The organism is Streptomyces sp. NPDC060028 (genome assembly GCF_042736725.1).
Lineage (GTDB): Bacteria > Actinomycetota > Actinomycetes > Streptomycetales > Streptomycetaceae > Streptomyces.
The window spans coordinates 16,897-42,835 of the sequence record NZ_JBHWVJ010000050.1; the positions used below are offsets into that span (position 1 = coordinate 16,897).

Sequence of the window (25,939 nt, forward strand, 5' to 3'; positions counted from 1 at the left end):
ACCAGGAGGCACCCGCCATGGCGGTTCCCGAGACGACGAACGAACAGCGCGCCGAGCAGATCCTCGACGTGTTCGACACCGCTTTCGGTGAGCTGCTGAGCGCCGACCCCGCCGCCTTCCAGGTCAAATTCCGCAAGATGGCGGCCTCCGCCTTCGCCTTCTACCGGGGCACGGCCTGCCTCTTCTACGCGGACCTGGAGCGCGACCGGCACGGCGGCCCGTACCTGGACGAGCGCACCGGCCGGGTGTGGATCCACGGCGATCTGCACGCCGAGAACTTCGGCACGTACATGGACTCCAACGGCCGGCTGATCTTCAACGTCAACGACTTCGACGAGGCCTACGTCGGCCCCTTCACCTGGGACCTGAAGCGGTTCGCCGCCTCCGTCGCCCTGATCGGCTACACCAAGGCGCTCAGCGACGAGCAGATCAGCGAGCTGGTGCGGATCTACGCCGGCGCCTACCGGGAGCGGATCCACCGCCTGGCCACCGGCGCCAAGGTCGAGGAGGTCCCCTCCTTCACCCTGGACACCGCCGAGGGCCCGCTGCTGGCGGCCCTGCGCTCGGCCCGCTCGCGCACCCGTTTCTCCCTGCTGGACTCGATGACGGAGATACGGGACTTCGAGCGCCGTTTCGCGCCCGGCGCGGGCACGATCGAGCTGGACGCGGCCACCCGCTACAAGGTGCTGGCCGCCTTCGACGGGTACCTGGAGACCCTGCCCGACGAGTCGCTGGTGCGGCCGGACTCCTACCGGGTCAAGGACGTCGTGGGCCGGCGCGGGGTCGGGATCGGCTCGGCCGGCCTGCCCTCGTACAACATCCTGCTGGAGGGCCACAGCGACGCCCTGGAGAACGACGTCGTGATCTACCTCAAGCAGGCGCAGACCCCGGCGGTGTCGCGGCACATCACCGACCGCGCGGTGCGGGACTACTTCCAGCACGAGGGGCACCGCACGGTGATCTCCCAGCGGGCGCTCCAGGCCCATGCCGACCCGTGGCTGGGCTGGGCGGAGCTGGACGGGTCCGGGCAGCTGGTGGCGGAGGTCTCGCCGTACGCGGTGGACCTGGACTGGTCGGACCTGGACGACCCGCAGGAGATAGCCGCCGTCGTGGCGGACCTGGGCCGGGCGACGGCGACCATGCACGGGGCCGCCGACGCGGACGAGAGCGGGCAGACCCTGGTCCCCTTCTCCACGGAGCGGGCCATCGACGCGGCCATCGCCGCCGACGAGGAGGGCTTCGCGCAGCTCCTGGTGGACTTCGCCCACGCCTACGGGGCGCGGGCCCGCGCCGACCACCAGATCTTCGTGGACCTCTTCCGCAACGGCCGGATCATGTCCTAGTTCCTTCCGGCCCGGGGCCCAGGCCCCGGATTCACAGGGACGCATGGCAGACTCGCCGCGATGGACATATCAGGGGCGGGACCGAGAGGGCTGCGAGCCGCGCTGTTCAGTGCGCTCGTCGTGCTGCTCTCGGCCGGCTCGCACGTCCTGATGTCCCGGGTGCCGCTGCCTCCCGTGCTGGTGGGCGGCGCCTTCGCCGCCGTGTTCGTGATCGCCTACGCGCTCGCGGGCCGCGAGCGGGGCCTCGGCCCCATCGCCGGCCTGCTCGTGCCGCTGGAGCTGGCCGCCGACACCGTCTTCACCGCCGGCCAGCACATCTGCTACGGCCCGGCGGGCGGTCCCGTCTCGGGTCCGCTGCGCGCCCTGGGCCTGGCCGAGCTGTGCGGCGGTACGCCGGTGGGCGGCCCGCTGGCCGAGGTGACCGGGCCCGCCGCCGATCCGGTGGCGCTGCTGGCCGCGTCCGGGCCGTGGACCCCCTGGCTGCTGCTGGGCGCGCACGTCTCGGTCGGGCTGCTGGCCGCGGTGTGGCTGCGGCACGGGGAGCGCGCGCTGGGGCAGCTGCTGCGCGCGGTGGCCGCCTTCGCGTTCCGTCCGCTGCTGCTGGTCGCGGCCTCGGCCACGGCGGCCTGCGGTCCGGCTCGGCGGGTGGCGCGGCCGGCGCCCCCGGGCGCGGGGGCGCGTACCCGGTTCCCCGCACACTCCGTGGGACGGCGGGGACCTCCCGTACGCGGCGCTCTGGCGAGCGCCTGACGTACGGCAGCAGTCCCCCTTTCACCCGAGTCGCACCCCACGGAGAACACGATGAGCGCACGCAACAGCCAGGCGAACAAGGCGGCGGCCCGCGACCGGCTGCGCGCCGAGCGCGAGCAGCAGGCCAAGAAGGCCCGGGTCCGCCGGCAGATATTCGTGGCCGGCGGCGTCGTCGCGGCCCTCGCACTGGCCGGCGGCGTCGGCTACCTGGTCGTGCAGGCGAACCAGCCCGGCAAGTGGGAGAAGGCCGCGGACGCAGCCCTCGTCCAGCCGAAGAACACCACCGGCGAGAACGGCACGACCGTCGTCCTCGGCAAGGCGGACGCCAAGAAGACCCTGGAGCTGTACGAGGACTCGCGCTGCCCGGTCTGCGCGACCTTCGAGCAGACGATCGGCCCGCAGGTCAAGAAGGACCTCGACGCGGGCAAGTACAAGATCCAGTACATCGGCGCCACCTTCCTCGACAAGGGCTTCGGCGGCTCCGGCTCGAAGAACGCGCTGAGCGCGCTGGGCGCGGCGCTGAACGTCAGCCCGGACGCGTTCCTCGACTACAAGACGGCCCTCTACTCCGCGACGAACCACCCGGAGGAGAAGGACGACAAGTTCGGCAAGGACGACTACCTGCTGAAGATCGCGGACCAGGTGCCGGCGCTCAAGGACAACGCCGAGTTCAAGAAGGCCGTCGAGGACGGCACTTACAACCGCTGGGCGATCGAGATGTCGAAGGTCTTCGACAAGAGCGGCGTCCAGGGCACCCCGTCGCTGAAGATGGACGGCAAGAAGATCGACCCGCTGCCGCAGTCGGTCGAGCAGTTCACGACGGCGATCGACAAGGCCATCGCCGGCTGATCCGCTCCCACGCGCACAACCGGACGGGCGAACTCCCAAAGTTCGCCCGTCCGTTGCCTTCACAGGGCTGTACCCGCGCATATACCGATCAGTAATATGACCGCCCGTGACCAGTCAACTCTCCTCTTCCACCGCCTCGTCGCCGCGCCGCCGCTCGGTCGTCCTGGCCGCGGCGGCCACGGCCGCGCTCGCCCCGATGGCCGCGCTGGGCGCCACCGCCGCCCACGCCGCCGAGAGCGCCCCCGCCTTCCTGCACGGTGTCGCCTCCGGCGACCCGCTGCCCGACGGCATCCTGCTGTGGACCCGCGTCACCCCCGCGGCCGAGGCCGTACCCGGCTCGGGCAAGGGCGCGGCCACCCTGGTGACCTGGGAGATCGCCGAGGACAAGGGCTTCTCCCGGATCGTCGCCACCGGTTCCGTCAGCTCCTCCGCCGCCTCCGACCACACGGTCAAGGCCGACGTGCGCGGGCTGCGGCCGCAGACCTCGTACTGGTACCGCTTCACCGCGGGCACCGCGCTCTCCCCGGTCGGACGCACCCGTACCGCCCCGGCCGCCGAGGCCGCGACCCCCGGGGTGCGCTTCGGCGTGGTCTCCTGCGCCAACTGGGAGTCGGGCTACTTCTCGGCGTACCGCCACCTGGCCGCGCGCGGCGACCTGGACGCGGTCCTGCACCTGGGTGACTACATCTACGAGTACCAGACCGGGGGTTACCCGGAGGACAAGTACGTCGTACGCCGCCACGAGCCGGCTCACGAGATCCTCACCCTGGCCGACTACCGCACCCGGCACGGCAAGTACAAGACGGACGCCGACCTCCAGGCCCTGCACCAGGCGCACCCGATGATCGCCATCTGGGACGACCACGAGATAGCCAACGACACCTGGTCCGGCGGCGCCGAGAACCACACGCCGGGCACCGAGGGCGACTTCGCGGCCCGCGCGGCCGCCGCCCGCCAGGCGTACTTCGAGTGGATGCCGGTCCGCACCTCCACCGAGGGCACCGTCTACCGGCGGCTGCGCTTCGGCACCCTCGCCGACCTGCACCTGCTGGACCTGCGCACCTTCCGCTCCCAGCAGGTCGGGATCGGCAGCGGCAAGGTGGACGACCCGGAGCGCACCATCACCGGGCGGGCCCAGCTGGACTGGCTGAAGGCCGGCCTGGCGGCCTCGCAGGCGACCTGGAAACTGGTCGGCACCTCGGTGATGATCTCGCCGGTGGCCTTCGGCTCGCTCCCGGCTCACCTGCTGGAGCCGCTCGCGGAGCTGCTCGGCCTGCCCAAGGGCGGCATCGCGATCAACGTGGACCAGTGGGACGGGTACACGGACGACCGCAAGGAGCTGCTGGGCCACCTGACGGACCGGGGCATCCGCAACACCGTCTTCCTGACCGGCGACATCCACATGGCGTGGGCGAACGACGTCCCGGTGACGGCGGCCACCTACCCGTGGTCGCGGTCCGCGGGCGTGGAGTTCGTGGTGACTTCGGTGACCTCCGACAACATCGACGAGATGCTGCACGTGCCGGCGGACACGGCCTCGCTGGTGGCCGAAACGGCGATCAAGGCCGCCAACCGGCACGTGAAGTGGCTGGACATGGACGCCCACGGGTACGGCGTCCTGGACGTGACGGCCGAGCGCTCGCAGATGGACTACTACGTCGTGTCCGACAAGCGGCGGCAGGACGCGACGACCCGCTGGGAGCGCTCGTACCGCACGCTGAACGGCTCCCAGAAGGTGGAACGGGCCGACCAGCCGGTTCGCTGACCCACCGTCAAATCTGTTGTCCCATGGGGCGCCTGGTGCAGACCAGGCGCCCCATCTTCAACATCGGCAACAAATCTTTTACTTCCAGACACTTGCGGTTTCAATGACATGGACACGTAAGCTTCGCGCCAGCGTGAGGAAAAACCTCCGCCCCCACCACGCTTCCGAGGAGTCAACGTGCGCGCTGCTGCCCGCATATCCCCCCTGCTCCGTCGCCGCATCATGGGCTCTGCGCTCGTCGCGGGCACCTTGGCGTTCGCGCCGCTGACGGCCCCCACGACCGTCGCCGCCGCCCCCGCCAAGACCCCCGCCGAGGCCTGTGCCGAACAGGCCACCGGTGGCGCCGCCGCCAACGCCCGGGTCGCCCGCCCCAAGGACGCGCACTCCGCCGACCCGAACGAGGTCACCGCCGACCAGGTCAAGGCCATGGACGCCGACCTGGCGAAGAAGATGTCCCAGGCGAAGGCGGGGCACGACCGCCAGCTCGCCGGATCGGGCGTCGCCGCGGCCACCACGACCATCCCCGTGTACGTGCACGTCATCACCTCCGGCACCACCGGAAAGCTGACGGCCGCGCAGATCAACAGCCAGATCTCGGTCCTCAACGCCGCGTACGCCGGCCAGGGCTCCGGCAACGTGGACTCGGGCTTCCAGTTCAGCCTCGCCGGGACCGACTACACGGACAACGCCACCTGGTACAACGTCTCGGACGGCACCACGGCCGAGAAGAACATGAAGAACGCCCTGCGCAAGGGCGGGAAGAACGCGCTGAACCTCTACACCGCCAACCTCGGCGGCGGGCTGCTCGGCTGGGCCACCTTCCCCAGCTCCTACGCCTCCCAGCCCAAGATGGACGGCGTGGTCATCCTCAACTCCTCGATCCCCGGCGGCTCCGCCGCCAACTACAACGAGGGCGACACCGCCACCCACGAGGTCGGCCACTGGCTCGGGCTCTACCACACCTTCCAGGGCGGCTGCTCGGGCAGCGGTGACTCCGTCTCCGACACCCCGGCCGAGAAGAGCGCGGCCTTCGAGTGCCCCACCGGCCGTGACACCTGCACCGCTTCGGGCGTGGACCCGATCCACAACTTCATGGACTACACGTACGACTCCTGCATGTACCAGTTCACCGGGGGCCAGGTGTCCCGCATGAAGAGCATGTGGACGGCGTACCGCGCCTGACGCACGCGAAGGGGCCCGGTCCGGCACTCTCCTGCCGGACCGGGCCCCACCCCGTTGCTCCCGCGCCTAGTGCTGTGACCGCACTAGATGCTGTCGAGGAAGGCCAGTGCGACCGTCCAGGTCTGCTCGGCGGCCTGCGCGTCGTAGTCGTCCAGACCCGGGTCGGTGAACAGGTGCCCGGCACCCGGGTAGCTGTGGACCTCCACATCGGCCCCCGCCCGCTGCATCCGCAGGTACCAGGCGGTCAGCCAGTCGTGCGGCTCGAACGGGTCCGGGTCCGCGATGTGCAGCTGCACCGGAAGGTCGTCCACCGAGGCGCCGTCCTCCAGGTCGGCCGTCCCGTGCAGGAGCAGCAGCCCGCGCGCCTTCTCGTCGGCCAGCGCCAGGTGCTGGGCGACGGAGCCGCCGAAGGAGAAGCCGGCGTAGACCAGGCCCTGGTCGGAGTACGGGGCGGAGGCCAGCACCGCGCGCTTGAGCAGCTCGTCACGGCCGATCTCGTCCTGGTGGGCCATGCCCTCCTCGACGGTCCCGAAGGTGCGTCCCTCGAAGAGGTCCGGTACGTGGACCACGTGACCGGCCGCGCGCAGCCGGCCGGCCGCCTCCTGCACGGCGGGCCGCAGACCGTACGTCGAATGGAAGAGCATGATGTTCATGCCTCCCATCGTGCCAGTTGCCGAATGCCGCAGTACCCGGGCCGCTTCCGGTTACGTTGAAGCCCATGGACACGGACTCCGTACTGCGCCCGATCGCGGTCATCGGCGGCATCCTGGCCGTCACCCTGCTCGCGGGGTGGCTGCTCGACCTGCTGCTGCGCCGCGCCGACGCCCGGCACGGCGAGACGCCCCTGTGGGGTCTGCTGCGGCGCTGCCGCCCGCCCTTCCAGCTGGTCCTCGGCGCCGGCCTGCTCCGGGGCTCCTACCACCAGATGAAGATCCTCCAGGATCACGAGGAGGGAGTGGGCCGGGCACTCAGCCTCGTCCTGATCGCCGGGACCGCGTGGCTGCTGGTCGGCATCGCGACGGCGATCGTCGACTCCACTTACGCGCGCTACGCGGCCGGCGCCCCCGACCACGCCAGGGTCCGCCGGGTCCGCACCCAGGTCACCCTCATCCAGCGGGTCGTCACCACGGTCGTCGTGGTGGTCGCGGTGGCGGCCATGCTGCTCACCTTCCCCGCGATGCGGACGGTCGGCGCCTCGATGCTGGCCTCGGCCGGCGTGCTCGGCATCGTCGCGGGCATCGCCGCCCAGTCCTCCCTGAGCAACCTCTTCGCCGGACTGCAGATCGCCTTCGGCGACACCGTGCGGATCGGCGACACGGTGGTGGTCGACAAGGAGTGGGGCACGGTCGAGGAGATCACCCTGACCTTCCTCACCGTCCGCACCTGGGACGAGCGCCGCATCACGATGCCGGTCTCGTACTTCACGAGCAAGCCGTACGAGAACTGGTCGCGCGGCGGCGTACAGATGACGGGCACCGTCTTCTGGCACCTGGACCACAGCGCGCCGCTGGACCTGATGCGCGAGGAACTCCAGCGGATCCTGATGGAAACCCCGGAGTGGGACGGCCGCACGGGCAGCCTGGCCGTCACCGACACCACCCCGAACACCATCCAGGTCCGGGCGGTGGTGACGGCCAAGGACTCGGACGACGTCTGGAAGGTGCGCTGCGCGGTCCGCGAGCACATGGTCACCTGGCTGGTCACCCACCACCCGTACGCCCTGCCCCGGGTCACCACCTACGACGCCGAGCCCCCGCCGGTTCAAGCCTGAGCCGCGCCGCCCCGCAGCGGCGCCCGGCCACCGCTCAGAACGCCAGCCGGAACACCGCACCCCCGCCCGGCGCCCGCTCCACGGTCAGCTCCGCCGCGTGCGCCCGCGCGATCTGCCGGGCCATCGCCAGCCCCAGCCCCGACCCCGGCAGGGACCTGGCGGCGCCGGCCCGGTAGAAGCGGTCGAAGACGTACGGCAGGTCCTCCTCGGCGACGCCCGGCCCGTGGTCCCGTACGGTCAGCTCGGCCCGGCCGCCCGCGCCCGCGGCCGTCAGCTCCACCTCCACGGCGGCCCCGGCGGGGCTGAACTTCGCCGCGTTGTCGAGCAGGTTGCCCAGCAGCCGGCTCAGCCGCGCCGGCACCCCCGCCACCACCACCGTCTCCGCGCCCGCCACCCGGACGCGGAACGGGACCGCCGGCCAGTGCGCCCGCGCCGCCTGCGCGCAGTGCTCCACCAGCGCGGCCAGCCGCACCTGTTCCACCAGCGCCTGCGGCTCCTCGTCCCGGGCCAGCTCGATCAGGTCGTTGACCAGGCCCGTCACCTCGCGCAGCTGCCGGCCCAGGGCCAGCGAGGCCCGCTGGCGCTGCTCGGGCGTCAGCCGCTCGCCCCGCGCCAGCAGCTCCGCGTTCGTGCGCAGCGCCGTCAGCGGGGTCCGCAGCTCGTGCGAGGCGTCCGCGACGAGCCGCCGCTGGGCCGTGACGGACTGCTCAAGCTCGCCCAGCATGGTGTTGAAGCTTCCGGCCAGTCGCGTGATCTCGTCCTCCCGCCCCGGCGGGGGCAGTACGATCCGGTGCCGCGGATCGCGGGTCGCGGCGATCCGCTCGGCCGTCGCCGCGATCCGGGTGACCGGCGCGAGCCCCCTGCGGGAGACCCAGTACCCGAGCACCGCGGCCAGCAGCACCCCGGCCGCGCCGATCAGCGCGAGCCAGCCCGCGGCCTGCGCGATCCCGTCCTGGACGGTGTCCGCGCGCAGCGCGACCTGGAGCGCCCGCCCCTTGGCGAAGTCGGTGGTCAGCATCCGCATCGGGTGCCCGGCCAGGGTGATGTCGGTGTAGTACGGGGCCCGCTCGCCGGCGGCGACCTCCCGGGCGGCGGGCGCCACCGGCAACTGCCCCGGCGGCCGCGGATCCTTGGCGGGGTCGGCCGGCACCACCTCCGCACAGGCGGGCGCGGCCAGGAACCGGCACTCTCCCGCCAGGGTGCCCGGCGGGGCGCCCTGGTTGCGCCCGGCGGCGAGCCGGGCCGACTGGGTCAGGCTCAGGTCGAGCTGGTCGTACAGGGCGTCGCGTACGACGAAGAAGGCCGCGGTGCACACGCCGACGGCCACCAGCGCCACCGCCGCGGTCGTGGCCAGCGCCAGCCGGGTCCGCAGCGGCCGGCGCCTGCGCCAGGCACCGCCGAGCCTGCGCCGCCCGACCCCGCTCACGCCGCGTCCAGCCGGTATCCGACCCCGTGCACGGTGTGCACCAGCCGGGGCTCGCCGCCCGCCTCCAGTTTGCGGCGCAGGTAACCGACGTACACCGCCAGGGAGTTGGAGTCCGGACCGAAGTCCCGCCCCCACACCAGTTCCAGGATCAGCTCGCGCGGGAGCACCTGCCCGGGGTGGCGCAGGAGCAGTTCCAGCAGCGCGGCCTCGGTCCGGCTGAACTCCAGCGGCCGCTCCCCGCGCCGCCCGGTGCGGGTCTCGGGGTCGAGGACCACGTCGGCGTAGGCCAGGGCGGCCGGCTCCCCCGCCGGGTCGGGTGCGGCCCGCCGCAGCAGCGCCCGGACCCGCGCCACCAGCTCGTCCAGCGCGAACGGCTTGACCAGGTAGTCGTCGGCGCCCGCCTCCAGGCCGTCCACCCGCTCGCTCACCGAGTCCAGCGCGGTCAGGACCAGCACGGGCGTACGGTCGCCGACCGCGCGCAGCTGCCGGCACACCCCGAGCCCGTCCAGCACCGGCATCATCACGTCCAGGACCACCGCGTCCGGCTGCCACCCGGCCACCTCGGCCAGCGCGGCCAGCCCGTCGGCGGCCCCGCGTACCTCGTACCCCTCCACCGCGAGACCGTCCTCGACGGCGGCCCGCACCTCCGGCTCGTCGTCCACCACCAAAATCCGCTGCCTGCTCATGGTGCTCATGACGCAAAGCCTGCCAAAGGGTCCGGACGGTTCCTCTTAGAACGTTCTTAGACCACACCGGGACCGTGTGCCCATGACCACACGAGACACTCCTCTGGCTCCACTCTCCGTCGTGATCGGCGCGGGCGGCACCGGCGGCCACATCTACCCGGGACTCGCTCTCGCCGAGGCGCTGCGCGCGGCCGTCCCGGGGGCCGTGATCTCGTTCATCGGGACCGAGCGGGGCCTGGAGACCGAGCTGATCCCGGCCGCCGGGTACCGGCTGCACACCGTCGACATGATCCCCTTCGATCCCTCGCTGGGCGCGAAGCGCTACCTGCTGCCCGCCGCGCTGCTGCGCTCCGCGGGGCAGGCCCGGTCGGTGATCCGGGCCCAGGGCGCGCACGCCGTCGTCGGCATGGGCGGCTACCCGAGCGCGCCGGCCGTGCTCGGGGCCCGGCTGGCGGGGCTTCCCGCGGTGATCCACGAGTCCAACGCGGTGCCGGGGCGCGCCAACCAGTTCGCCGCCCGGCTCACCCCGCACATGGCGGTCGCCTTCGACCGCAGCCGGGCCCACCTGTCGGGCGGCGACCGGGCGGTGACCACCGGCATGCCGATCTCCGCGGCCCTGTCGGGACTCGCGGAGCTGCCCGCCGCGGACCGGGCGGCGCTGCGCCTCGACGCCCGGCGGGCCCTGGGCGTCCCGGACGGGCGGCGCCTGATCGTCTTCAACGGCGGCAGTCTGGGCGCCGTCCGCCTCACCCGGGCCGCGGCCGGCCTGGCCGCGCTCTGGCAGGGCCGGGACGACGTACAGCTGCTGGTCAAGACGGGTCCGGCGACGCTGCCGGACACCGTCTCGGACCTCGCGGCCTCCGGCGGGCAGCGGATCGCGCGGGCCGTGCCGTACCTGGACCGGATGGACCTGGTGTACGCGGCCGCCGACCTGGTGGTGTGCCGGGCCGGTTCGGCGACGGTGGCGGAGCTCGCCGCGACCGGGGTCCCGTCCGTGCTCGTCCCCTATCCGTACGCCCCCGGCGATCACCAGACCCACAACGCCCGGGTGCTGTCCGACGCCGGCGCCGGGCTGCTGCTGTCCGACTCCGCGACGACCGCCGAGCAGCTCGCGGACCTCATCGGTCCGCTGCTGGCCGACCCGGCCCGGCTGTCGGCGATGGCCGGCGCCGCCGACCCCGGCCCGCACGCGCGGGCCGCCGAACTGCTGGCCGCGGAGGTCCTCCGCGTCTGTGGCCTTACTTCCACCGCTTTGGAGTACGCATGAGCATCGACTGGACCGACCGGACCGTCCTCGTCACCGGGGCCGAGGGCTTCATCGGCTCGACGCTGGTGGACCTGCTGGTGGCGCGGGGTGCGCGGGTGCGCGCCTTCGTCCACTACAAGCCGTACGCCGAGAAGGGCCACCTGGCCCGGTACCTCGCCGATCCGGACGGCCCGGTGGAGATGTGGGCGGGCGACGTCCGCGACGCGGGCCGGGTCAGTGACGCGGTGGCCGGCTGCGACACCGTCTTCCACCTGGCGGCGCTGATCGGGATCCCGTACAGCTACGCCTCGCCGGGCGCGTACGTCCAGACGAACGTGACCGGCACCGAGAACATGGCGGAGGCCTGCCGGCGCCACGGCGTGCGCCGTCTCGTGCACACCTCCACGAGCGAGGTCTACGGCACGGCCCTGACGGCCCCGATCGCGGAGAGCCACCCGCTCCAGCCGCAGTCCCCGTACTCCGCGTCGAAGATCGGCGCGGACATGATGGCGCTCTCCTTCCACCACGCCTTCGAGCTCCCGGTGACGGTGGTGCGGCCGTTCAACACCTACGGGCCGCGGCAGTCGGCGCGCGCCGTGATCCCGACGATCCTGGCGCAGCTCCACTCGGGCTCCCGGGAGATCCGCCTCGGCTCGACGACGCCGACGCGCGACTTCACGTACGTGACGGACACGGCCGCGGGCTTCCTCGCGGTGGCGGAGTGCGACCGGGCGCTGGGTGAGGTGGTCAACCTGGGCAGCGGCGAGGAGATCTCCATCGGCGCCCTCGCCGACGCCCTGATCACCGCCTCGGGCCGGGACGCGGAGATCGTCGTGGACCCGAGCCGCCTGCGGCCGTCCGGCAGCGAGGTCCAGCGGCTCCTGTCGGACAACACGCGGGCCCTGGAGTGGGCCGGCTGGAAGCCCGAGGTGTCCCTGGCGGAGGGCCTGGGCCGCACTTCCGACTGGATCGCGGCGAACCTCCACCTCTTCGCCCCGGACCGCTACCAGGTGTGAGGCGCCGGGCGAGGTGCCCGGCGAGGTTCCCGGTCTACTGGCCCCGCAGGCTGCGTACGTCGAGGTGACGCAGGACCCGGTCGACGATCTCCGGATCGGCGCCGGGTTCGCTGCGTGCGGACAGCACCTCGTGGCGGGCGGCGGACATCATCTCCCGCTGGATCCGCTGGACGTCGCGGATCCGCTCGACCCGCTTCGCGTACGCCTCCCGCCGCTCCTCGTCCACCATGTCGGGGCTGATCCTCGCCCCGACGTCGTACGCCCGGCGGTACAGCACCTCCACCAGGTCCTCGGGGAGGTCCTCCACCTCCTCGATCTCCTTCAGCCGCCGCTTGGCGGCCTTGGCGGCGCGGATCGCCAGCCGGCGCGCGACCTCCCGCTCCGCGTCGGCGTCCGCCTCCACCCCCAGCCTCCGCACCAGCCACGGCAGGGTCAGCCCCTGGACCACCAGGGTCGTCATGATCACGGCGAAGGCGATGAAGACCATCTGGTCCCGCGCGGGGAACGGTTCGCCGCCGTCCGTACGGAACGGGATGGCCAGCGCCAGCGCCACGGAGGCCACCCCCCGCATCCCGGACCACCACATCACGACCGACTCCCGCCAGCTCAGCGGGATCTCCTCGTCGTAGTCCCGGCGCGAGTGCAGCCGCTTGGCCAGCCAGCCCGCCGGCAGCAGCCACACCAGCCGTACGCCGATCACCACCACGACGACGGCCGCCGCCCACCCGGCCATCTCCCACTCGCGGCCGCCCGCCGTGCCGAAGACGTTGTGCAGCTCCAGCCCGATCAGCCCGAACGCCACGCCCGTGACGAGCATGTCGACGACCTCCCAGAACGTGTGCCCGGCGAGCCGCCCCAGCACGTCGTCGGCGTCGTTCGCGTACTCGGCGAGGAACAGCGCCGTGGTCAGCACGGCCAGCACCCCCGACCCGTGGAGCTCCTCCGCCACCACGTACGAGACGAACGGCACCAGCAGCGTGAGGCCGATCTGCAGCGTCGCGTCGTCGAGCCGCCCCATGAGCCGGTTCGCGATCCAGCCGAACGCCAGTCCGACCGCCACGGCGACCACGGCGGAGAGCACGAACTCGCCGAGCGCGTCGGGCCAGGAGAAGGTGCCGCTGACGGCGGCGGCGATGGCCACGTGGTAGAGCACGATGGCGGTGACGTCGTTGAACAGGCCCTCGCCCTCCAGGATCGACACCAGCCGGCGGGGCAGCCCGAGCGAGCCGGCGACCGCGGTGGCGGCGACGGGGTCGGGCGGCGCGACGAGCGCGCCGAGCGCGACGGCCGCGGCGACGGGCAGCCCGGGTACGACGGCGTGCGCGACGGCGGCCACGGCGGCGGTGGTCACGAAGACCAGGGCGACGGCCAGCAGGAGGATGGGCCGCACGTTGGCGGCGAACTGCCGCCAGGAGGTGCGCTGCACGGAGGCGTAGAGCAGCGGGGGCAGCACGAGGGGCAGGATGTACTCGGGCGGGATGTCGACATTCGGCACGGCCGGGACCAGCGCGAGCACCACCCCGCCGATGGTCATCAACACGGGCGCGGGCAGCCGCAGCCGGTCCCCGAGCGGAACGGTGACCACGGCCCCGAGCAACAGCACGAACAGCAGAGCAAGCTGATCCACTCCCCCACCCTGCCAGTCCGCTGCGCTCGGCGTTGCGCGGTGGGGGACGCGCGACCCCGTGTCGGGGCTCCGCCCCGCCCCCCAACGGCGCTCCGCGCCCGCGCCTCAAACGCCGGCGAGGCTGAAATTGCCCTGCGGGCAACCCAGCCCACCAACAGCCGGCATCGGCCAAATCCAGCCCCGCCGGCGTTTGAGGCGCGGGGTCTGGGGCGGAGCCCCAGGGGTGGGCTACGGCAGGGGGCGGCGCATGGCGCGGTGCGGGATGCCCGCGTCCTGGAACTCGGGGCCGTAGGCCACGTACCCCAGCCGCTCGTAGAAGCCGAGCGCATGCGTCTGCGCACCCAGGTCGACGGCGGAAAGCCCCCGCCCCGCGGCCTCCGCCTCGAGCGCCCGGACCAGCGCGACCCCCACACCGAGCCCGCGCGCGGCCTTGCGTACCGCCAGCCGTCCCAGCGAGCCGACGGCCGGGTCACCGGTCTTGCCCAGCGCAGCGGCCCCGTGCAGCAGCCGCCCCGTACCCAGCGCGATCCCGTCCGGCCCCACGGCCAGTACGTGCACCGCGCCCGCGTCGTACGCGTCGTACTCGATCGACGCCGGCACGGACTGCTCGACGACGAACACCTCGGTCCGCACCTCGAAGCAGGCCGCCATGTCGGTCTCGCCGACAGCCACCCGGACCTCGACCGGCGAGGTCACTCGCTCTCCGCCCGGATCACGTCCAGCGCGTGCTGCAGGTCCGCCGGGTACGTGCTCTCGAACTCCACCCACTGACCGTCCGACGGGTGCTCGAAGCCCAGCCGCACGGCGTGCAGCCACTGCCGGGTCAGCCCCAGCCGCTTCGCCACCGTCGGGTCGGCCCCGTACGTCAGGTCACCGACGCAGGGGTGCCGGTGCGCGGCCATGTGCACGCGGATCTGGTGCGTACGCCCGGTCTCCAGCTTGATGTCCAGCAGCGAGGCGGCCCGGAACGCCTCGATCAGGTCGTAGTGGGTGACGGAGGGCTTGCCCTCCTGGGTCACGGCCCACTTGTAGTCGGCGGTGGGGTGCCGCCCGATCGGCGCGTCGATCGTGCCGCTCATCGGGTCCGGGTGCCCCTGCACCAGCGCGTGGTAGCGCTTGTCCACGATCCGCTCGCGGAACTGGTTCTTCAGCGAGGTGTAGGCGCGCTCCGACTTCGCGACCGCCATCAGACCGGAGGTCCCGACGTCGAGGCGGTGCACGATGCCCTGGCGTTCGGCCGCGCCGGAGGTGGAGATCCGGTAGCCGGCGGCGGCGAGGCCGCCGATCACGGTGGTGCCGGTCCAGCCGGGGCTCGGGTGGGCGGCGACGCCCACCGGCTTCATGATGACGACGATGTCGTCGTCGTCATGGACGATCTCCATGCCGGGCACGGGCTCGGCCACGACCTCGACGGGCCGCGGCGGCGCGGGCATCTCGACTTCGAGCCAGGCGCCACCGTGCACACGCTCGGACTTCCCGACGACGCTGCCGTCGACCGCCACCTTCCCCGCGGCCGCGAGTTCGGCCGCCTTCGTCCGGGAGAAACCGAACATACGGGCGATGGCGGCGTCGACGCGCTCGCCCTCGAGGCCATCGGGAACGGGCAGGGTGCGGATCTCGGGAATCGTACTCACCTGTCGAGTATGCAGGACTCGGCAGACGGGCATTCCCGCAAGCGCCCCGCGGGCGCCCGGCGGCCGCCCCGCGATCAGTCCTTGTGGACCGTGCCGTCCGGGTCCAGACCCTTGAACGACAGCAGGACGATCAGGATCCCGCCGCACACGATCGCCGAGTCCGCGAGGTTGAAGACCGCGAAGTGGGCGGGCGCGATGAAGTCGACCACCGCCCCGCGGAACACGCCCGGCGAGCGGAAGATCCGGTCGGTCAGATTGCCCAGCGCACCGCCCAGCAGCAGGCCCAGCGCGATGGCCCACGGCAGGCTGTACAGCTTGCGGGCCAGCCGGACGATCACCACGATCACGGTGGCCGCGATGCAGGTGAAGATGATCGTGAAGGCCTCGCCGAAGCCGAAGGCGGCGCCCGGGTTGCGGACGAACTCGAACTTCAGGAGCGTCCCGGCGATCTCGATCGGCTGTTCGTGCTCCAGCTTCGCGACGACCAGCATCTTGCTACCGAGGTCGAGCAGGTACGCGAGCACCGCCACGACGAGCAGGGCCACGATCCGCCGCCGCCCCTTGGGCTCGGCGGACTCGCGCTGGGCGTCGTCGTCCCCGACCTCCGGCGTACCGATGATGCGCTCCGCCTCTGTCACGTGAGTCCCTCGAACTAGCTCGAACCAGGCTGACGAGAGGAGAGTACGTCAGGGCGCGCGCCGCCCGCCCGCCTGGCCGCCCGCCTCAGTGCCGCCGCTCTTGCTTCTGCTTGCAGTCCACGCACAGCGTGGCCCGCGGGAAGGCCTGCATCCTGGCCTTGCCGATGGGCTTGCCGCAGTTCTCGCAGATCCCGTACGTGCCCGCCTCCAGCCGTTCCAGGGCCCGCTCGGTCTGCTCCAGCATCGAGGTGGCGTTCGCCGCGAGCGCCAGTTCGGACTCCCGGGTGATGTTCTTGGTGCCCGTGTCGGCCTGGTCGTCACCCGCGCCGTCGCCCGAGTCCCGCATCAGGCCGGAGATGGCCACCTCGGAGGCGTCGAGCTCGGCGCGCAGGCGCAGCACCTCGCTCATCAGCTCGCTGCGGGCCTCGTCGACCTCTCCTTGCGTCCACGGGTCCTCCCCGGGCCGTACGGCGAGCTCGCCCGGCGTGCGAGCCGCGATGCCGCGCGCCTTGGGCAGCCCACTGGTGGCGACCGCGGCGGTTTTCCTGGCCGTGCCGGTGCTCTTCTTGGCGACCACTGTGCGGGCTCCCGTCTCTAGCGCGGCGTGCGCCGCCCCCTCGGCCCCGGCCGGCTTGGCCGTGGCCTTCTTCGCGGCCGTCTTCTTGACGGCGGTCGCCTTCTTGGCGGGCGCCTTCTTCGCGACGGCCTTCTTGGCAGGCGCCTTCTTCGCGGCCGCCTTCTTCGCAGGCGCCTTTGCGGGCGCCTTCACAGCAGCCTTCTTCGCGGGCGCCGTCCCGGCGGGAGCGGCGGCCTTCCCGGTCCGAGCCCTGTCCTCGGCCTCCGTCACCTTCCCGGCGGCCTTCTTGGCAGTACTAGTACTCCCGGCGGTCTTCTTCGCCACCATGGCCGCGGCCCCTTCACATACTGTGATCTTTGCTCGCGAATCGTGCCGGAACGATAAATCGGCTCCGGCCCCACGGCAACGGGGCACGCGTCCATCGAGGTCAACCTGCATCCGTTGTGCCCATCCGGAGCCCCGGTAATCCGCCCCTCGCGCCCCACAAGGCTCCGGACCGGCGCATCGGCCCATTCGGGTCACGCCGACGCCCTTCTCCGCCCCCGGCGCCACGCCCCGTAAACCGGTCTGCCGAGCACGCCCTGGGCCCGTACACTTGGGCCCAGCGAAAGGCATGGACGGGGACGAGTAGCGTCGGACGCAGCCAGGAGCGACCCGGGGACGGTGAGAGCCCGGGGGCGAGCGCGATGTCGAAGGATCACCCCTGAGCCGCCGGAAGAAAGCCGTACGATCCCGCCCGGATCCCCGTACGGCGAGTAGAACCGGCTTCGCACCCCAATGAGGGGGCCACCGGATCCGTCCGGAGGCCAAGGAGGGTGGTACCGCGGGAGCAGCCAGCTCTCGTCCCTCCGGACGGAAGTCACATCCCGCCGGAGGAAGAGTTCAGCCTCATGACCACACCGCCGCAGTACCGCCCGGTACCCGCCCAGGTCGACCTGCCTGCCCTCGAGCACGCCGTCCTCGACTTCTGGCGCGAGAGCAAGACCTTCGCCAAGACCCTGGAGCAGTCCGAGGGCCGCCCCGAGTGGGTCTTCTACGAGGGCCCGCCCACCGCGAACGGCATGCCCGGCGCGCACCACATCGAGGCCCGCGTCTTCAAGGACGTCTTCCCCCGCTTCCGCACCATGCGCGGCTACCACGTGGCCCGCAAGGCCGGCTGGGACTGCCACGGCCTGCCCGTCGAGCTCGCCGTCGAGAAGGAGCTCGGCTTCAACGGCAAGCAGGACATCGAGGCGTACGGCATCGCCGAGTTCAACGCCAAGTGCCGCGAGTCCGTGACCCGCCACACCGACGCGTTCACCGAGCTCACGACCCGGATGGGCTACTGGGTCGACCTGGACGACGCGTACCGCACGATGGACCCCGACTACGTCGAGTCCGTGTGGTGGTCGCTCAAGGAGATCTTCAACAAGGGCCTGCTCACCCAGGACCACCGCGTCGCCCCCTGGTGCCCCCGCTGCGGCACCGGCCTCTCGGACCACGAGCTGGCCCAGGGCTACGAGACGGTCGTGGACCCCTCCGTCTTCGTCCGCTTCCCGCTGACCTCCGGCCCGCTCGCGGGCGAGGCGGCGCTCCTGGTCTGGACGACGACCCCGTGGACCCTGGTGTCCAACACCGCCGTCGCCGCGCACCCGGACGTCACCTACGTCGTCGCGCGCCGTACCGGCGACGAGGACTCCGAGAAGCTGATCGTCGCCCAGCCACTGCTGGAGAAGGCCCTCGGCGAGGGCTGGGAGGCCACCGGCGAGTCCTTCACGGGCAAGGAGATGGAGCGCTGGACGTACGAGCGCCCCTTCGACCTGGTCGAATTCCCGGCCCCCGCCCACTACGTCGTGAACGCCGAGTACGTCACGACCGAGGACGGCACCGGTCTGGTCCACCAGTCCCCCGCCTTCGGCGCCGACGACCTCGCGGTCTGCCGCGCGTACGGCCTGCCGGTCGTGAACCCGGTCCGCCCGGACGGCACCTTCGAGGAGGAGGTCCCGCTGGTCGGCGGCGTCTTCTTCAAGAAGGCCGACGAGAAGCTGACCGCCGACCTCGACGCGCGCGGCCTGCTCTTCAAGCACATCGCCTACGAGCACAGCTACCCGCACTGCTGGCGCTGCCACACGGCGCTGCTGTATTACGCGCAGCCGTCCTGGTACATCCGCACCACCGCCGTCAAGGACGCGATGCTGCGGGAGAACGAGAAGACGAACTGGTTCCCGGACTCGGTCAAGCAGGGCCGCTTCGGCGACTGGCTGAACAACAACATCGACTGGGCGCTGTCCCGCAACCGCTACTGGGGCACCCCGCTGCCGATCTGGCGCTGCGAGGAGAACCACCTCACCTGCGTCGGCTCCCGCGCCGAGCTGACCGAGCTGTCGGGCACCGACCAGTCGAACCTGGACCCGCACCGCCCGTACATCGACGACGTCACCTTCCCCTGCACGGCGCAGGGCTGCTCCCTGACCGCCGTCCGCGTGCCGGAGGTCATCGACGCCTGGTACGACTCGGGGTCGATGCCGTTCGCGCAGTGGGGCTACCCGTACAAGAACAAGGAGATCTTCGAGAAGCGCTACCCGGCGCAGTTCATCTCGGAGGCCATCGACCAGACGCGCGGGTGGTTCTACACCCTGATGGCGGTCGGCACCCTCGTCTTCGACAAGTCCTCCTACGAGAACGTGGTCTGCCTCGGCCACATCCTCGCCGAGGACGGCCGCAAGATGTCCAAGCACCTGGGCAACATCCTCCAGCCGATCCCGCTCATGGACCAGCACGGCGCGGACGCGGTGCGGTGGTTCATGGCGGCCGGCGGCTCCCCGTGGGCGGCTCGGCGCGTGGGCCACGGCACGATCCAGGAGGTGGTCCGCAAGACCCTCCTGACCTACTGGAACACGGTCGCCTTCCAGGCCCTGTACGCCCGTACGTCGAACTGGGCGCCGTCCGCCTCGGACCCGGCCCCGGCCGACCGCACGGTCCTGGACCGCTGGCTGCTCTCGGAACTCCACACCCTGACGACCGAGGTCACGGAGGCGATGGAGGCGTACGACACCCAGCGCGCCGGCAAGCTGCTCTCCGCGTTCGTCGACGACCTCTCCAACTGGTACGTCCGCCGCTCCCGCCGCCGCTTCTGGCAGGGCGACGCCGCCGCGCTGCGCACCCTGCACGACGTGGTCGAGACGGTCACCCGGCTGATGGCCCCGCTGACCCCCTTCATCACGGAGCGGGTCTGGCAGGACATGATCGTCCCGGTCACCCCGGACGCGCCGGAGTCGGTGCACCTGTCGACGTGGCCGGTGGCGGACGCGGCGCTGGTGGATCCGGTCCTCTCGCAGCAGATGCTGCTGGTACGCCGCCTCGTGGAGCTGGGCCGGGCGACGCGTGCGGAGTCGGGCGTCAAGACCCGCCAGCCGCTGTCGCGGGCGCTGGTGGCGGTCTCGGGCTTCGAGACCCTCTCCCCGGAGCTGCACTCCCAGATCACGGAGGAGCTGAACGTCTCCTCCCTGGCCTCCCTGTCGGAGGTCGGCGGCTCGCTGGTGGACACGACGGCCAAGGCGAACTTCCGTGCGCTGGGCAAGCGCTTCGGCAAGGGCGTGCAGGACGTCGCGAAGGCGGTGGCCGCGGCCGACGCGGCGGCCCTGTCGCTGGCCCTGCGGTCCGGCTCCGCCGAGGTCGAGGTGAACGGCTCGCCGGTCGCCCTGACCCCGGAGGAGGTCATCATCACGGAGACCCCGCGCGAGGGGTGGTCGGTGGCGTCCGACTCCGGCGCGACGGTCGCCCTGGACCTGGAGATCACCCCGGAGCTGCGGCTGGCGGGCCTGGCCCGTGACGCGATCCGCCTGATCCAGGAGGCCCGCAAGAACTCCGGCCTCGACGTGGCGGACCGTATCGCCCTGCGCTGGTCCTCGTCGGACCCGGAGGTCGTGACGGCCCTGACGGACCACGCGGCGCTCATCGCGGACGAGGTCCTGTCCACGGACTACGCCTCGGGCGAGGGGGACGCCGCCTTCGGCGCCCCCTTCACGGACGAGTCCCTGTCCCTGACCTTCCGCCTCCGCAAGGCCTAGTCCGACCGCAGCGGCCCGTATCCCCACCCGGGGGTACGGGCCGCTTCGCGTGTCCGGGGCGCCGCCCCGATCTTCAGCCCCGCCGGCGGCGGAGGCGCGGGGTCCGGGGCGGAGCCCCGGCAGCGGTGCCGGGCGCGCAAACGGGCCGGGCCCGGTTGCCCCCTGAGGGGAACCGGGCCCGGCCCGTGCGACTGCCGACAGACGCGGCGGCGGCGCTTAGTTGTCGTCCTCGTCGATCAGGAAGCCCCGCATGGGAGACGGCGCCTGCTGCATCGGCTGCGGAGCAGCCGGCCGCACCGGAGCCATCGGCTGCGTCATCGCCGGGGACATCTGCTGCTGACCGCCGTAGGACGGGGCCATCGGGGAGGGACCGCCCATGGGGGACGGGCCGCCCATCGACGGGCCACCCATGGAGTGCCCCATCGCACCGGCCGGAGCCATCGACGGCGACGGCGCCGGCGGCAGCGCGGGACCGGCGGGGTTGCGCGGCGGGGCCAGGGAGTCGTCGGCCTGGGTCTCGAGCTGGCGCAGCTGCGACTCCAGGTAGGACTTCAGGCGCGTACGGTACTCACGCTCGAAGCCTCGCAGGTCCTCGACCTTGCGCTCCAGCGTGGCGCGGGCGGACTCCAGCGAGCCCATCGCGACGCGGTGCTTCTCCTGCGCGTCCCGCTCCAGCGCGTCGGCCTTGGCACGGGCGTCCCGCTCCAGGCCCTCGGCGCGCGAACGGGCCTCGCCGACGATCTTGTTGGCCTCGGAGCGGGCCTCCGCGATCGCCTGGTCGGCGGTCTGCTGCGCCAGCGACAGGACGCGGGCGGCGCTGTCGCCACCGGGGCCCTGCTGCGGGAGCTGCTGCTGCTGGGGCTGGTGCATCTGCTGGCCCATGGGCTGCATCTGCTGCCCCATCTGCTGCATCTGCTGACCCATGGGCTGCATCTGCTGGCCGAGCGGGTTCTGTCCGCCCATGGACTGCTGCTGCATGGGCTGGCCCATGCCCTGCTGGCCCATGCCCTGCTGGCCCATGCCCTGCTGGCCCATGCCCTGCTGGCCCATGCCCTGCTGGCCGCCCATGGTGTGCTGCATGGGGCCGCCCATCGGGCCCGGACCCTGCGGTCCGTGTCCACCGGGTCCGGCCGGGAGCTGCGGCTGGCCGCCGGGCAGCTGGGGCGGGCCCATCTGCGGCTGCTGCTGCTGCGGCGGGCCGGATATGGCCGCGGGCACGGGGGCGCCGGGGCCACGCTGGTCCTGGGGTTCCGGCTTGCGCATGCCCTGCTGCTGCTGGTTCTGCGCGGCGGCGCGCGTGGCGGCAGCCAGCTTGGCGCGCAGGTCCTCGTTCTCGCGCAGCAGGCGCGTCAGTTCGGACTCGACCTCGTCGAGGAAGGCATCGACCTCGTCCTCGTCATAGCCTTCTCGGAGGCGGACGGTCGTGAACTGCTTGTTCCGCACGTCCTCGGGAGTCAGCGGCATGTCTTCTTCACCTCTACGTAGTCGTCGGCAGTCGGCAAGACCGTATCGGGACTGTCCCCGCGCCTGCGGAGAAGTTCATCGTTCACACGCTTCTCGCAGCGGTGCTCACGAAGCTGATGAGGATGTAAACGATGAGCATCAGAACGAAGAAGGACAGGTCGAGTGCCACGCCCCCGAGACGCAACGGCGGAATGAACCGCCGAAGAAGCTTGAGCGGTGGATCGGTCACAGTGTAGGTGGCCTCCAGAACGACCACCATCGCCTTGCCCGGTGTCCATGAACGTGCGAACTGGAACACGTAGTCCATGACCAGTCGGAAGATCAGCACGATGAGGAAGCACATCAGCACGATGTAGACAACCTGCAGTGCGACGCCCATCCCGTGCTTCCCTCTCCCCTGCTCCCGCTCTGTTCCCGGTCCCGTATCTGACGGATCGGTCTAGCTTTGGTTGAAGAACCCGCCCTCCGCGATGCGGGCCTTGTCCTCCGCCGTGACATCGACGTTAGCAGGCGACAGCAGGAACACCTTCTGTGTCACGCGTTCAATGCTGCCGTGCAAGCCGAACACGAGGCCGGCGGCGAAGTCCACGAGACGCTTCGCGTCCGTGTCGTCCATCTCGGTGAGATTCATGATCACCGGAGTGCCCTCACGGAAGTGTTCCCCGATGGTACGGGCCTCGTTGTAGGTCCGCGGGTGCAGCGTCGTGATGCGGTACGGCTCCCGCTCGGAGACGACCTTGGGCATGATCACGGGGGCGTTCTTCTCCAGGTTCGAGCGTTCGGGTGTGATGGATGCCACGGGGGCAATTCGCGCAGGACGTCCGTTTTCTACCGGGATTGGGATGGGCTCCCGCTGCGCCGGGGGCTGTGCAACTCGTACCGGTTCGTCCGTTACGGGCGTTTGGTGCGGGGCAGGTTGCTGTCGCCGGCGCTCCCGCTCCGGTTCCGGCTCGGGCTCGAACTCGTCGTCGGGGTCGTACCCCGGGCTGTCGTACCGGTCGTCCTCCACGAGGCCGAGGTAGACCGCCATCTTGCGCATCGCGCCGGCCATTCTCTGAGTCCTCCGCTCTGTGGTGGATCGCCCTGTCGCAGGTGTGCCGCCGTGTCACGAATGTCACCAACTGCCCGCGATCCACGTGGTCTGCCCGCTCATCAGCGGTAATGACCATATTTTCTGCTGTGGTCCGACTTTCTTCGCGACGTTACCCGAGCCGGGGTCTCGCGCCGAGTACCGCAGTGCCGACGCGTACATGTGTCGCACCGGCCGCAACGGCCTGTTCCAGGTCCGCGCTCATCCCGGCCGACACCATCGTGGCAGCCGGATGGTCCGCGCGCAGGCGGGATGACAATTCCACGAGCCGCTCGAAGGCGGCCTGTTCGCGTCCCGCGTACGGCCCGGCCAGCGGGGCCACGGTCATCAGACCGTCGATCCGCAGTCCGGGTGCGGCGGCCACGAGGTCCGCCAACTCGCCGAGCTGTTCGGGTGCCGCGCCGCCCCGGGCGGCGCGCTCCCCCGACTCGGCGTCGAGCGCGATCTGCACGAGGCAGCCGAGCTCGCGCCCGGCGCTCCCGGCGGCCGCCGAGAGTGCGGTCACCAGCTTGGGCCGGTCGACCGACTGCACCACATGCGCGTATTCCGCCACGGAACGGACTTTGTTCGTCTGCAACTGGCCGACGAAGTGCCAGCTGAGCGGCAGATCCGCGCAGGCCGCGGCCTTGGGGGCGGCGTCCTGGTCGCGATTTTCCGCAACATGACGGACCCCCAGGTCCGCCAGCAGTCGTACGTCGCTCGCCGGGTAGGTCTTGGTGACCACGATGAGGGTCACCTCTTCCCGTCCCCGCCCCGCGGCCGCGCACGCGGACGAGATACGTTCCTCCACCCGCGCGAGGTTCTCGGCCAGCTCGGCCTTACGGTCCGTCATCAATCAGTCCAACCAGACATATCCGGCGAGCCGCCCGGTCACCCGGTCGCGGCGGTACGAGAAGTGGTCCCGCGACTCCAGTGTGCAGACCGGGGACCGGTGGGTGTTCACCACCCCCGCCTCGGCCAGCTGCGCGTGCACCCCCGCGACCACGTCCACGGCCGGAGTCCCCCAGCTGGTCTCGGCATAAGCGGACGGCACCGCCCCGGCGACCTCGTCCCGCATCGCGGCGGGCACCTCGTAACAGTGGCCGCAGACGGCGGGTCCGGTACGGGCGATCATGCGCGCGGGTTCGGCTCCGAGCGAGACCATCGCCTCGACGGCGGCGGTCACGACCCCCGCGACCAGCCCGGGCCGCCCGGCGTGGACGGCTCCCGCGACACCGGCGACGGGGTCGGCCAGCAGGACCGGGGTGCAGTCGGCGGTGAGGACGGCGAGGGCGAGCCCCCGCCGGGTGGTCACCACCGCGTCCACACCGGGCAGGTCCGAAGCGGAATCCCACGGGGCGTCCACGACGGCCACGTCCCGGCCGTGCACCTGGTTCATCCAGACCACCCGGTCCGGGCCGATGCCCAGGGACTTCGCCGCGGCGGCCCGGTTCGCACGAACGGCGGCCGGGTCGTCTCCGACCGCGCCGCCGAGATTGAGCTCCTCGTACGGAACGGCGCTCACTCCACCCCACCGGTCGGTGAAGGCGAAGTGGGCGCCGCTCTCGCTGTGCTGCTCCAGCGTCACTTCAAGAAGTCCGGGACATCCAGCTCTTCGGCCGGGCTGTCCTGGTACGGCCGGGCCGTCGGGACCTGCGGCGCGGGGGACTCGACCGGGGCCGCCTCGACGGGGGCCGGGGGCTCCTCGCGCGGGGTGACCGAGCCGAGTCCGCCGAACGCCGGGCGGACCGGGTCGGCGGCGCGGACCGGCGCGGGGGCCGGCTCCTCGCGCTTGGACGCGGCGCCGATGACGTTGTCCCGGCGGGCCGGGGGCTGTCCGCCGTCGAAGCCGGCCGCGATGACGGTGACCCGTACCTCGTCGCCCAGCGCGTCGTCGATGACGGCGCCGAAGATGATGTTCGCCTCGGGGTGCGCGGCCTCGCTCACCAGCTGCGCGGCCTCGTTGATCTCGAAGAGACCGAGGTCCGAGCCGCCGGAGATGGAGAGCAGCACACCGCGGGCGCCGTCGATGGACGCCTCCAGCAGCGGCGAGGAGATCGCCATCTCGGCGGCGGCCACCGCGCGGTCGTCGCCGCGGGCCGAGCCGATGCCCATCAGGGCCGAGCCCGCCTCGGACATCACGGACTTGACGTCCGCGAAGTCGAGGTTGATCAGACCAGGGGTGGTGATCAGGTCGGTGATGCCCTGGACGCCCGAGAGCAGGACCTGGTCGGCCGACTTGAAGGCGTCGAGGACGCTGACCTGGCGGTCCGAGATGGACAGCAGCCGGTCGTTGGGGATGACGATGAGGGTGTCGACCTGCTCGCGGAGCTGGGCAATGCCGTCCTCGGCCTGGTTCGCGCGGCGCCGGCCCTCGAAGGTGAACGGCCTGGTGACCACACCGATCGTCAGGGCGCCCAGCGAGCGCGCGATGTTGGCGACGACGGGTGCGCCGCCGGTTCCGGTGCCGCCGCCCTCACCGGCGGTGACGAAGACCATGTCGGCCCCCTTGAGGACCTCCTCGATCTCCTCGCGGTGGTCCTCTGCCGCCTTGCGGCCGACGTCCGGGTTGGCGCCGGCGCCGAGACCCCGGGTGAGTTCCCGGCCGACGTCGAGCTTGACGTCGGCGTCGCTCATCAACAGCGCCTGGGCGTCCGTGTTGATGGCGATGAACTCGACGCCCTTGAGACCGACCTCGATCATTCGGTTGATGGCATTGACACCACCGCCGCCGACACCGATGACCTTGATGACTGCGAGGTAGTTCTGCGGTGCTGCCACGTCGAAGGCCTCTCGCCTCGAGTTACGTGTCGCCGCCTCGCGGACCTGCGTTGCGACGACTGATGC

23 protein-coding genes are annotated in these 25,939 nt (G+C 71.8%); 9 read left to right on the plus strand and 14 right to left on the minus strand.

Annotated elements, in window-relative coordinates; all coding sequences use genetic code 11:
* Window positions 1-17: 17 nt before the first annotated feature.
* From ACFWBF_RS23630 to ACFWBF_RS23650, 5 genes are all read left to right on the plus strand, one after another.
* Complete coding sequence (locus ACFWBF_RS23630; protein ID WP_385605337.1) at window positions 18-1,343, plus strand: DUF2252 domain-containing protein; 1,326 nt, start codon at window positions 18-20, stop codon at window positions 1,341-1,343.
* Between the two features lie 60 nt (window positions 1,344-1,403).
* Complete coding sequence (locus ACFWBF_RS23635; RefSeq protein ID WP_385605268.1) at window positions 1,404-2,093, plus strand: hypothetical protein; 690 nt, start codon at window positions 1,404-1,406, stop codon at window positions 2,091-2,093.
* A 51-nt stretch (window positions 2,094-2,144) separates the two neighbouring features.
* Window positions 2,145-2,942, plus strand: coding sequence for a DsbA family protein (locus tag ACFWBF_RS23640; RefSeq protein ID WP_385605271.1), 798 nt, complete (start codon window positions 2,145-2,147; stop codon window positions 2,940-2,942).
* Between the two features lie 106 nt (window positions 2,943-3,048).
* Window positions 3,049-4,707 (plus strand): alkaline phosphatase D family protein, encoded by a 1,659-nt coding sequence (locus ACFWBF_RS23645; RefSeq protein ID WP_385605274.1) that lies wholly within the window; start codon window positions 3,049-3,051, stop codon window positions 4,705-4,707.
* Window positions 4,708-4,929: 222 nt separating this feature from the next.
* Window positions 4,930-5,889, plus strand: a complete 960-nt coding sequence (locus tag ACFWBF_RS23650; RefSeq protein ID WP_385605340.1) for a zinc metalloprotease — start codon at window positions 4,930-4,932, stop codon at window positions 5,887-5,889.
* A gap of 83 nt (window positions 5,890-5,972) precedes the next feature.
* Here the strand turns inward: ACFWBF_RS23650 and ACFWBF_RS23655 are convergent, their stop codons facing one another.
* The gene (locus tag ACFWBF_RS23655; RefSeq protein ID WP_385605276.1) at window positions 5,973-6,551 is read right to left on the minus strand and encodes a dienelactone hydrolase family protein; all 579 of its coding nucleotides are present in this window, start codon (window positions 6,549-6,551) and stop codon (window positions 5,973-5,975) included.
* 56 nt (window positions 6,552-6,607) lie between these two features.
* On the opposite strand from ACFWBF_RS23655, the gene ACFWBF_RS23660 reads away from it, so the two are divergent.
* A complete protein-coding gene (locus tag ACFWBF_RS23660) occupies window positions 6,608-7,660 on the plus strand; it encodes a mechanosensitive ion channel family protein (protein WP_385605279.1) in 1,053 nt (350 codons plus the stop codon).
* A gap of 34 nt (window positions 7,661-7,694) precedes the next feature.
* Here the strand turns inward: ACFWBF_RS23660 and ACFWBF_RS23665 are convergent, their stop codons facing one another.
* Together ACFWBF_RS23665 and ACFWBF_RS23670 are read right to left on the minus strand one after the other, a co-directional pair.
* The gene (locus tag ACFWBF_RS23665) at window positions 7,695-9,086 is read right to left on the minus strand and encodes a sensor histidine kinase (RefSeq protein ID WP_385605282.1); all 1,392 of its coding nucleotides are present in this window, start codon (window positions 9,084-9,086) and stop codon (window positions 7,695-7,697) included.
* Entirely contained in the window at window positions 9,083-9,772 is a 690-nt protein-coding gene (locus ACFWBF_RS23670) for a response regulator transcription factor (RefSeq protein WP_385227470.1), read from the minus strand. Before ACFWBF_RS23670 ends, ACFWBF_RS23665 begins: the two co-directional genes overlap by 4 nt.
* 82 nt (window positions 9,773-9,854) lie before the next feature.
* Here ACFWBF_RS23670 and ACFWBF_RS23675 point away from each other — a divergent pair, with 82 nt between their 5' ends.
* Window positions 9,855-11,039: a glycosyltransferase gene (locus ACFWBF_RS23675; protein ID WP_385605285.1), complete on the plus strand. Its 1,185-nt coding sequence runs from the start codon at window positions 9,855-9,857 to the stop codon at window positions 11,037-11,039.
* Window positions 11,036-12,034 carry an SDR family NAD(P)-dependent oxidoreductase gene (locus tag ACFWBF_RS23680; protein WP_385605288.1) on the plus strand — a complete coding sequence of 333 codons (999 nt, stop codon included), beginning with the start codon at window positions 11,036-11,038 and terminating at the stop codon, window positions 12,032-12,034. The genes ACFWBF_RS23675 and ACFWBF_RS23680 overlap by 4 nt, the downstream gene beginning before the upstream one ends.
* Before the next feature lie 34 nt (window positions 12,035-12,068).
* On the opposite strand, the gene ACFWBF_RS23685 is transcribed toward ACFWBF_RS23680, so the two are convergent.
* The 5 genes from ACFWBF_RS23685 to ACFWBF_RS23705 form a co-directional block, all read right to left on the minus strand.
* Entirely contained in the window at window positions 12,069-13,661 is a 1,593-nt protein-coding gene (locus ACFWBF_RS23685; RefSeq protein ID WP_385605290.1) for a Na+/H+ antiporter, read from the minus strand.
* Window positions 13,662-13,889: 228 nt separating this feature from the next.
* Window positions 13,890-14,312, minus strand: a complete 423-nt coding sequence (locus tag ACFWBF_RS23690; protein WP_385605342.1) for a GNAT family N-acetyltransferase — start codon at window positions 14,310-14,312, stop codon at window positions 13,890-13,892.
* Window positions 14,313-14,353: 41 nt separating this feature from the next.
* The gene (locus ACFWBF_RS23695) at window positions 14,354-15,295 is read right to left on the minus strand and encodes an RluA family pseudouridine synthase (RefSeq protein WP_385605293.1); all 942 of its coding nucleotides are present in this window, start codon (window positions 15,293-15,295) and stop codon (window positions 14,354-14,356) included.
* 74 nt (window positions 15,296-15,369) lie between these two features.
* Entirely contained in the window at window positions 15,370-15,933 is a 564-nt protein-coding gene (gene lspA, locus ACFWBF_RS23700; RefSeq protein WP_385605296.1) for a signal peptidase II, read from the minus strand.
* Window positions 15,934-16,018: 85 nt separating this feature from the next.
* Window positions 16,019-16,837: a TraR/DksA family transcriptional regulator gene (locus ACFWBF_RS23705; protein WP_385605299.1), complete on the minus strand. Its 819-nt coding sequence runs from the start codon at window positions 16,835-16,837 to the stop codon at window positions 16,019-16,021.
* A 563-nt stretch (window positions 16,838-17,400) separates the two neighbouring features.
* Here ACFWBF_RS23705 and ileS point away from each other — a divergent pair.
* The gene (ileS, locus tag ACFWBF_RS23710; protein WP_385605302.1) at window positions 17,401-20,559 is read left to right on the plus strand and encodes an isoleucine--tRNA ligase; all 3,159 of its coding nucleotides are present in this window, start codon (window positions 17,401-17,403) and stop codon (window positions 20,557-20,559) included.
* Between the two features lie 216 nt (window positions 20,560-20,775).
* Here the strand turns inward: ileS and ACFWBF_RS23715 are convergent, their stop codons facing one another.
* The 6 genes from ACFWBF_RS23715 to ftsZ form a co-directional block, all read right to left on the minus strand.
* Complete coding sequence (locus tag ACFWBF_RS23715; RefSeq protein ID WP_385605305.1) at window positions 20,776-22,023, minus strand: DivIVA domain-containing protein; 1,248 nt, start codon at window positions 22,021-22,023, stop codon at window positions 20,776-20,778.
* 82 nt (window positions 22,024-22,105) lie between these two features.
* Complete coding sequence (locus ACFWBF_RS23720; RefSeq protein WP_385605308.1) at window positions 22,106-22,402, minus strand: YggT family protein; 297 nt, start codon at window positions 22,400-22,402, stop codon at window positions 22,106-22,108.
* A 60-nt stretch (window positions 22,403-22,462) separates the two neighbouring features.
* Complete coding sequence (locus tag ACFWBF_RS23725; protein ID WP_385605311.1) at window positions 22,463-23,074, minus strand: cell division protein SepF; 612 nt, start codon at window positions 23,072-23,074, stop codon at window positions 22,463-22,465.
* A gap of 151 nt (window positions 23,075-23,225) precedes the next feature.
* Window positions 23,226-23,945: a YggS family pyridoxal phosphate-dependent enzyme gene (locus ACFWBF_RS23730; protein WP_385605314.1), complete on the minus strand. Its 720-nt coding sequence runs from the start codon at window positions 23,943-23,945 to the stop codon at window positions 23,226-23,228.
* 3 nt (window positions 23,946-23,948) lie between these two features.
* Window positions 23,949-24,680: a peptidoglycan editing factor PgeF gene (gene pgeF / locus ACFWBF_RS23735; RefSeq protein ID WP_385605316.1), complete on the minus strand. Its 732-nt coding sequence runs from the start codon at window positions 24,678-24,680 to the stop codon at window positions 23,949-23,951.
* Window positions 24,677-25,873 carry a cell division protein FtsZ gene (gene ftsZ / locus ACFWBF_RS23740; RefSeq protein WP_385605319.1) on the minus strand — a complete coding sequence of 399 codons (1,197 nt, stop codon included), beginning with the start codon at window positions 25,871-25,873 and terminating at the stop codon, window positions 24,677-24,679. Before ftsZ ends, pgeF begins: the two co-directional genes overlap by 4 nt.
* Window positions 25,874-25,939 lie beyond the last annotated feature (66 nt).

Coding starts and splice junctions, on each gene's coding strand:
- ACFWBF_RS23630 (WP_385605337.1), top strand. CDS start 18: ATGGCGGTTCCCGAGACGACGAACGAACAGCGCGCCGAGCAGATCCTC.
- ACFWBF_RS23635 (WP_385605268.1), top strand. CDS start 1,404: ATGGACATATCAGGGGCGGGACCGAGAGGGCTGCGAGCCGCGCTGTTC.
- ACFWBF_RS23640 (WP_385605271.1), top strand. CDS start 2,145: ATGAGCGCACGCAACAGCCAGGCGAACAAGGCGGCGGCCCGCGACCGG.
- ACFWBF_RS23650 (WP_385605340.1), top strand. CDS start 4,930: ATGGGCTCTGCGCTCGTCGCGGGCACCTTGGCGTTCGCGCCGCTGACG.
- ACFWBF_RS23655 (WP_385605276.1), bottom strand. CDS start 6,551: ATGGGAGGCATGAACATCATGCTCTTCCATTCGACGTACGGTCTGCGG.
- ACFWBF_RS23660 (WP_385605279.1), top strand. CDS start 6,608: ATGGACACGGACTCCGTACTGCGCCCGATCGCGGTCATCGGCGGCATC.
- ACFWBF_RS23670 (WP_385227470.1), bottom strand. CDS start 9,772: ATGAGCAGGCAGCGGATTTTGGTGGTGGACGACGAGCCGGAGGTGCGG.
- ACFWBF_RS23675 (WP_385605285.1), top strand. CDS start 9,855: ATGACCACACGAGACACTCCTCTGGCTCCACTCTCCGTCGTGATCGGC.
- ACFWBF_RS23680 (WP_385605288.1), top strand. CDS start 11,036: ATGAGCATCGACTGGACCGACCGGACCGTCCTCGTCACCGGGGCCGAG.
- ACFWBF_RS23690 (WP_385605342.1), bottom strand. CDS start 14,312: ATGGCGGCCTGCTTCGAGGTGCGGACCGAGGTGTTCGTCGTCGAGCAG.
- ACFWBF_RS23705 (WP_385605299.1), bottom strand. CDS start 16,837: ATGGTGGCGAAGAAGACCGCCGGGAGTACTAGTACTGCCAAGAAGGCC.
- ileS (WP_385605302.1), top strand. CDS start 17,401: ATGACCACACCGCCGCAGTACCGCCCGGTACCCGCCCAGGTCGACCTG.
- ACFWBF_RS23715 (WP_385605305.1), bottom strand. CDS start 22,023: ATGCCGCTGACTCCCGAGGACGTGCGGAACAAGCAGTTCACGACCGTC.
- ACFWBF_RS23720 (WP_385605308.1), bottom strand. CDS start 22,402: ATGGGCGTCGCACTGCAGGTTGTCTACATCGTGCTGATGTGCTTCCTC.
- ACFWBF_RS23725 (WP_385605311.1), bottom strand. CDS start 23,074: ATGGCCGGCGCGATGCGCAAGATGGCGGTCTACCTCGGCCTCGTGGAG.
- ACFWBF_RS23730 (WP_385605314.1), bottom strand. CDS start 23,945: ATGACGGACCGTAAGGCCGAGCTGGCCGAGAACCTCGCGCGGGTGGAG.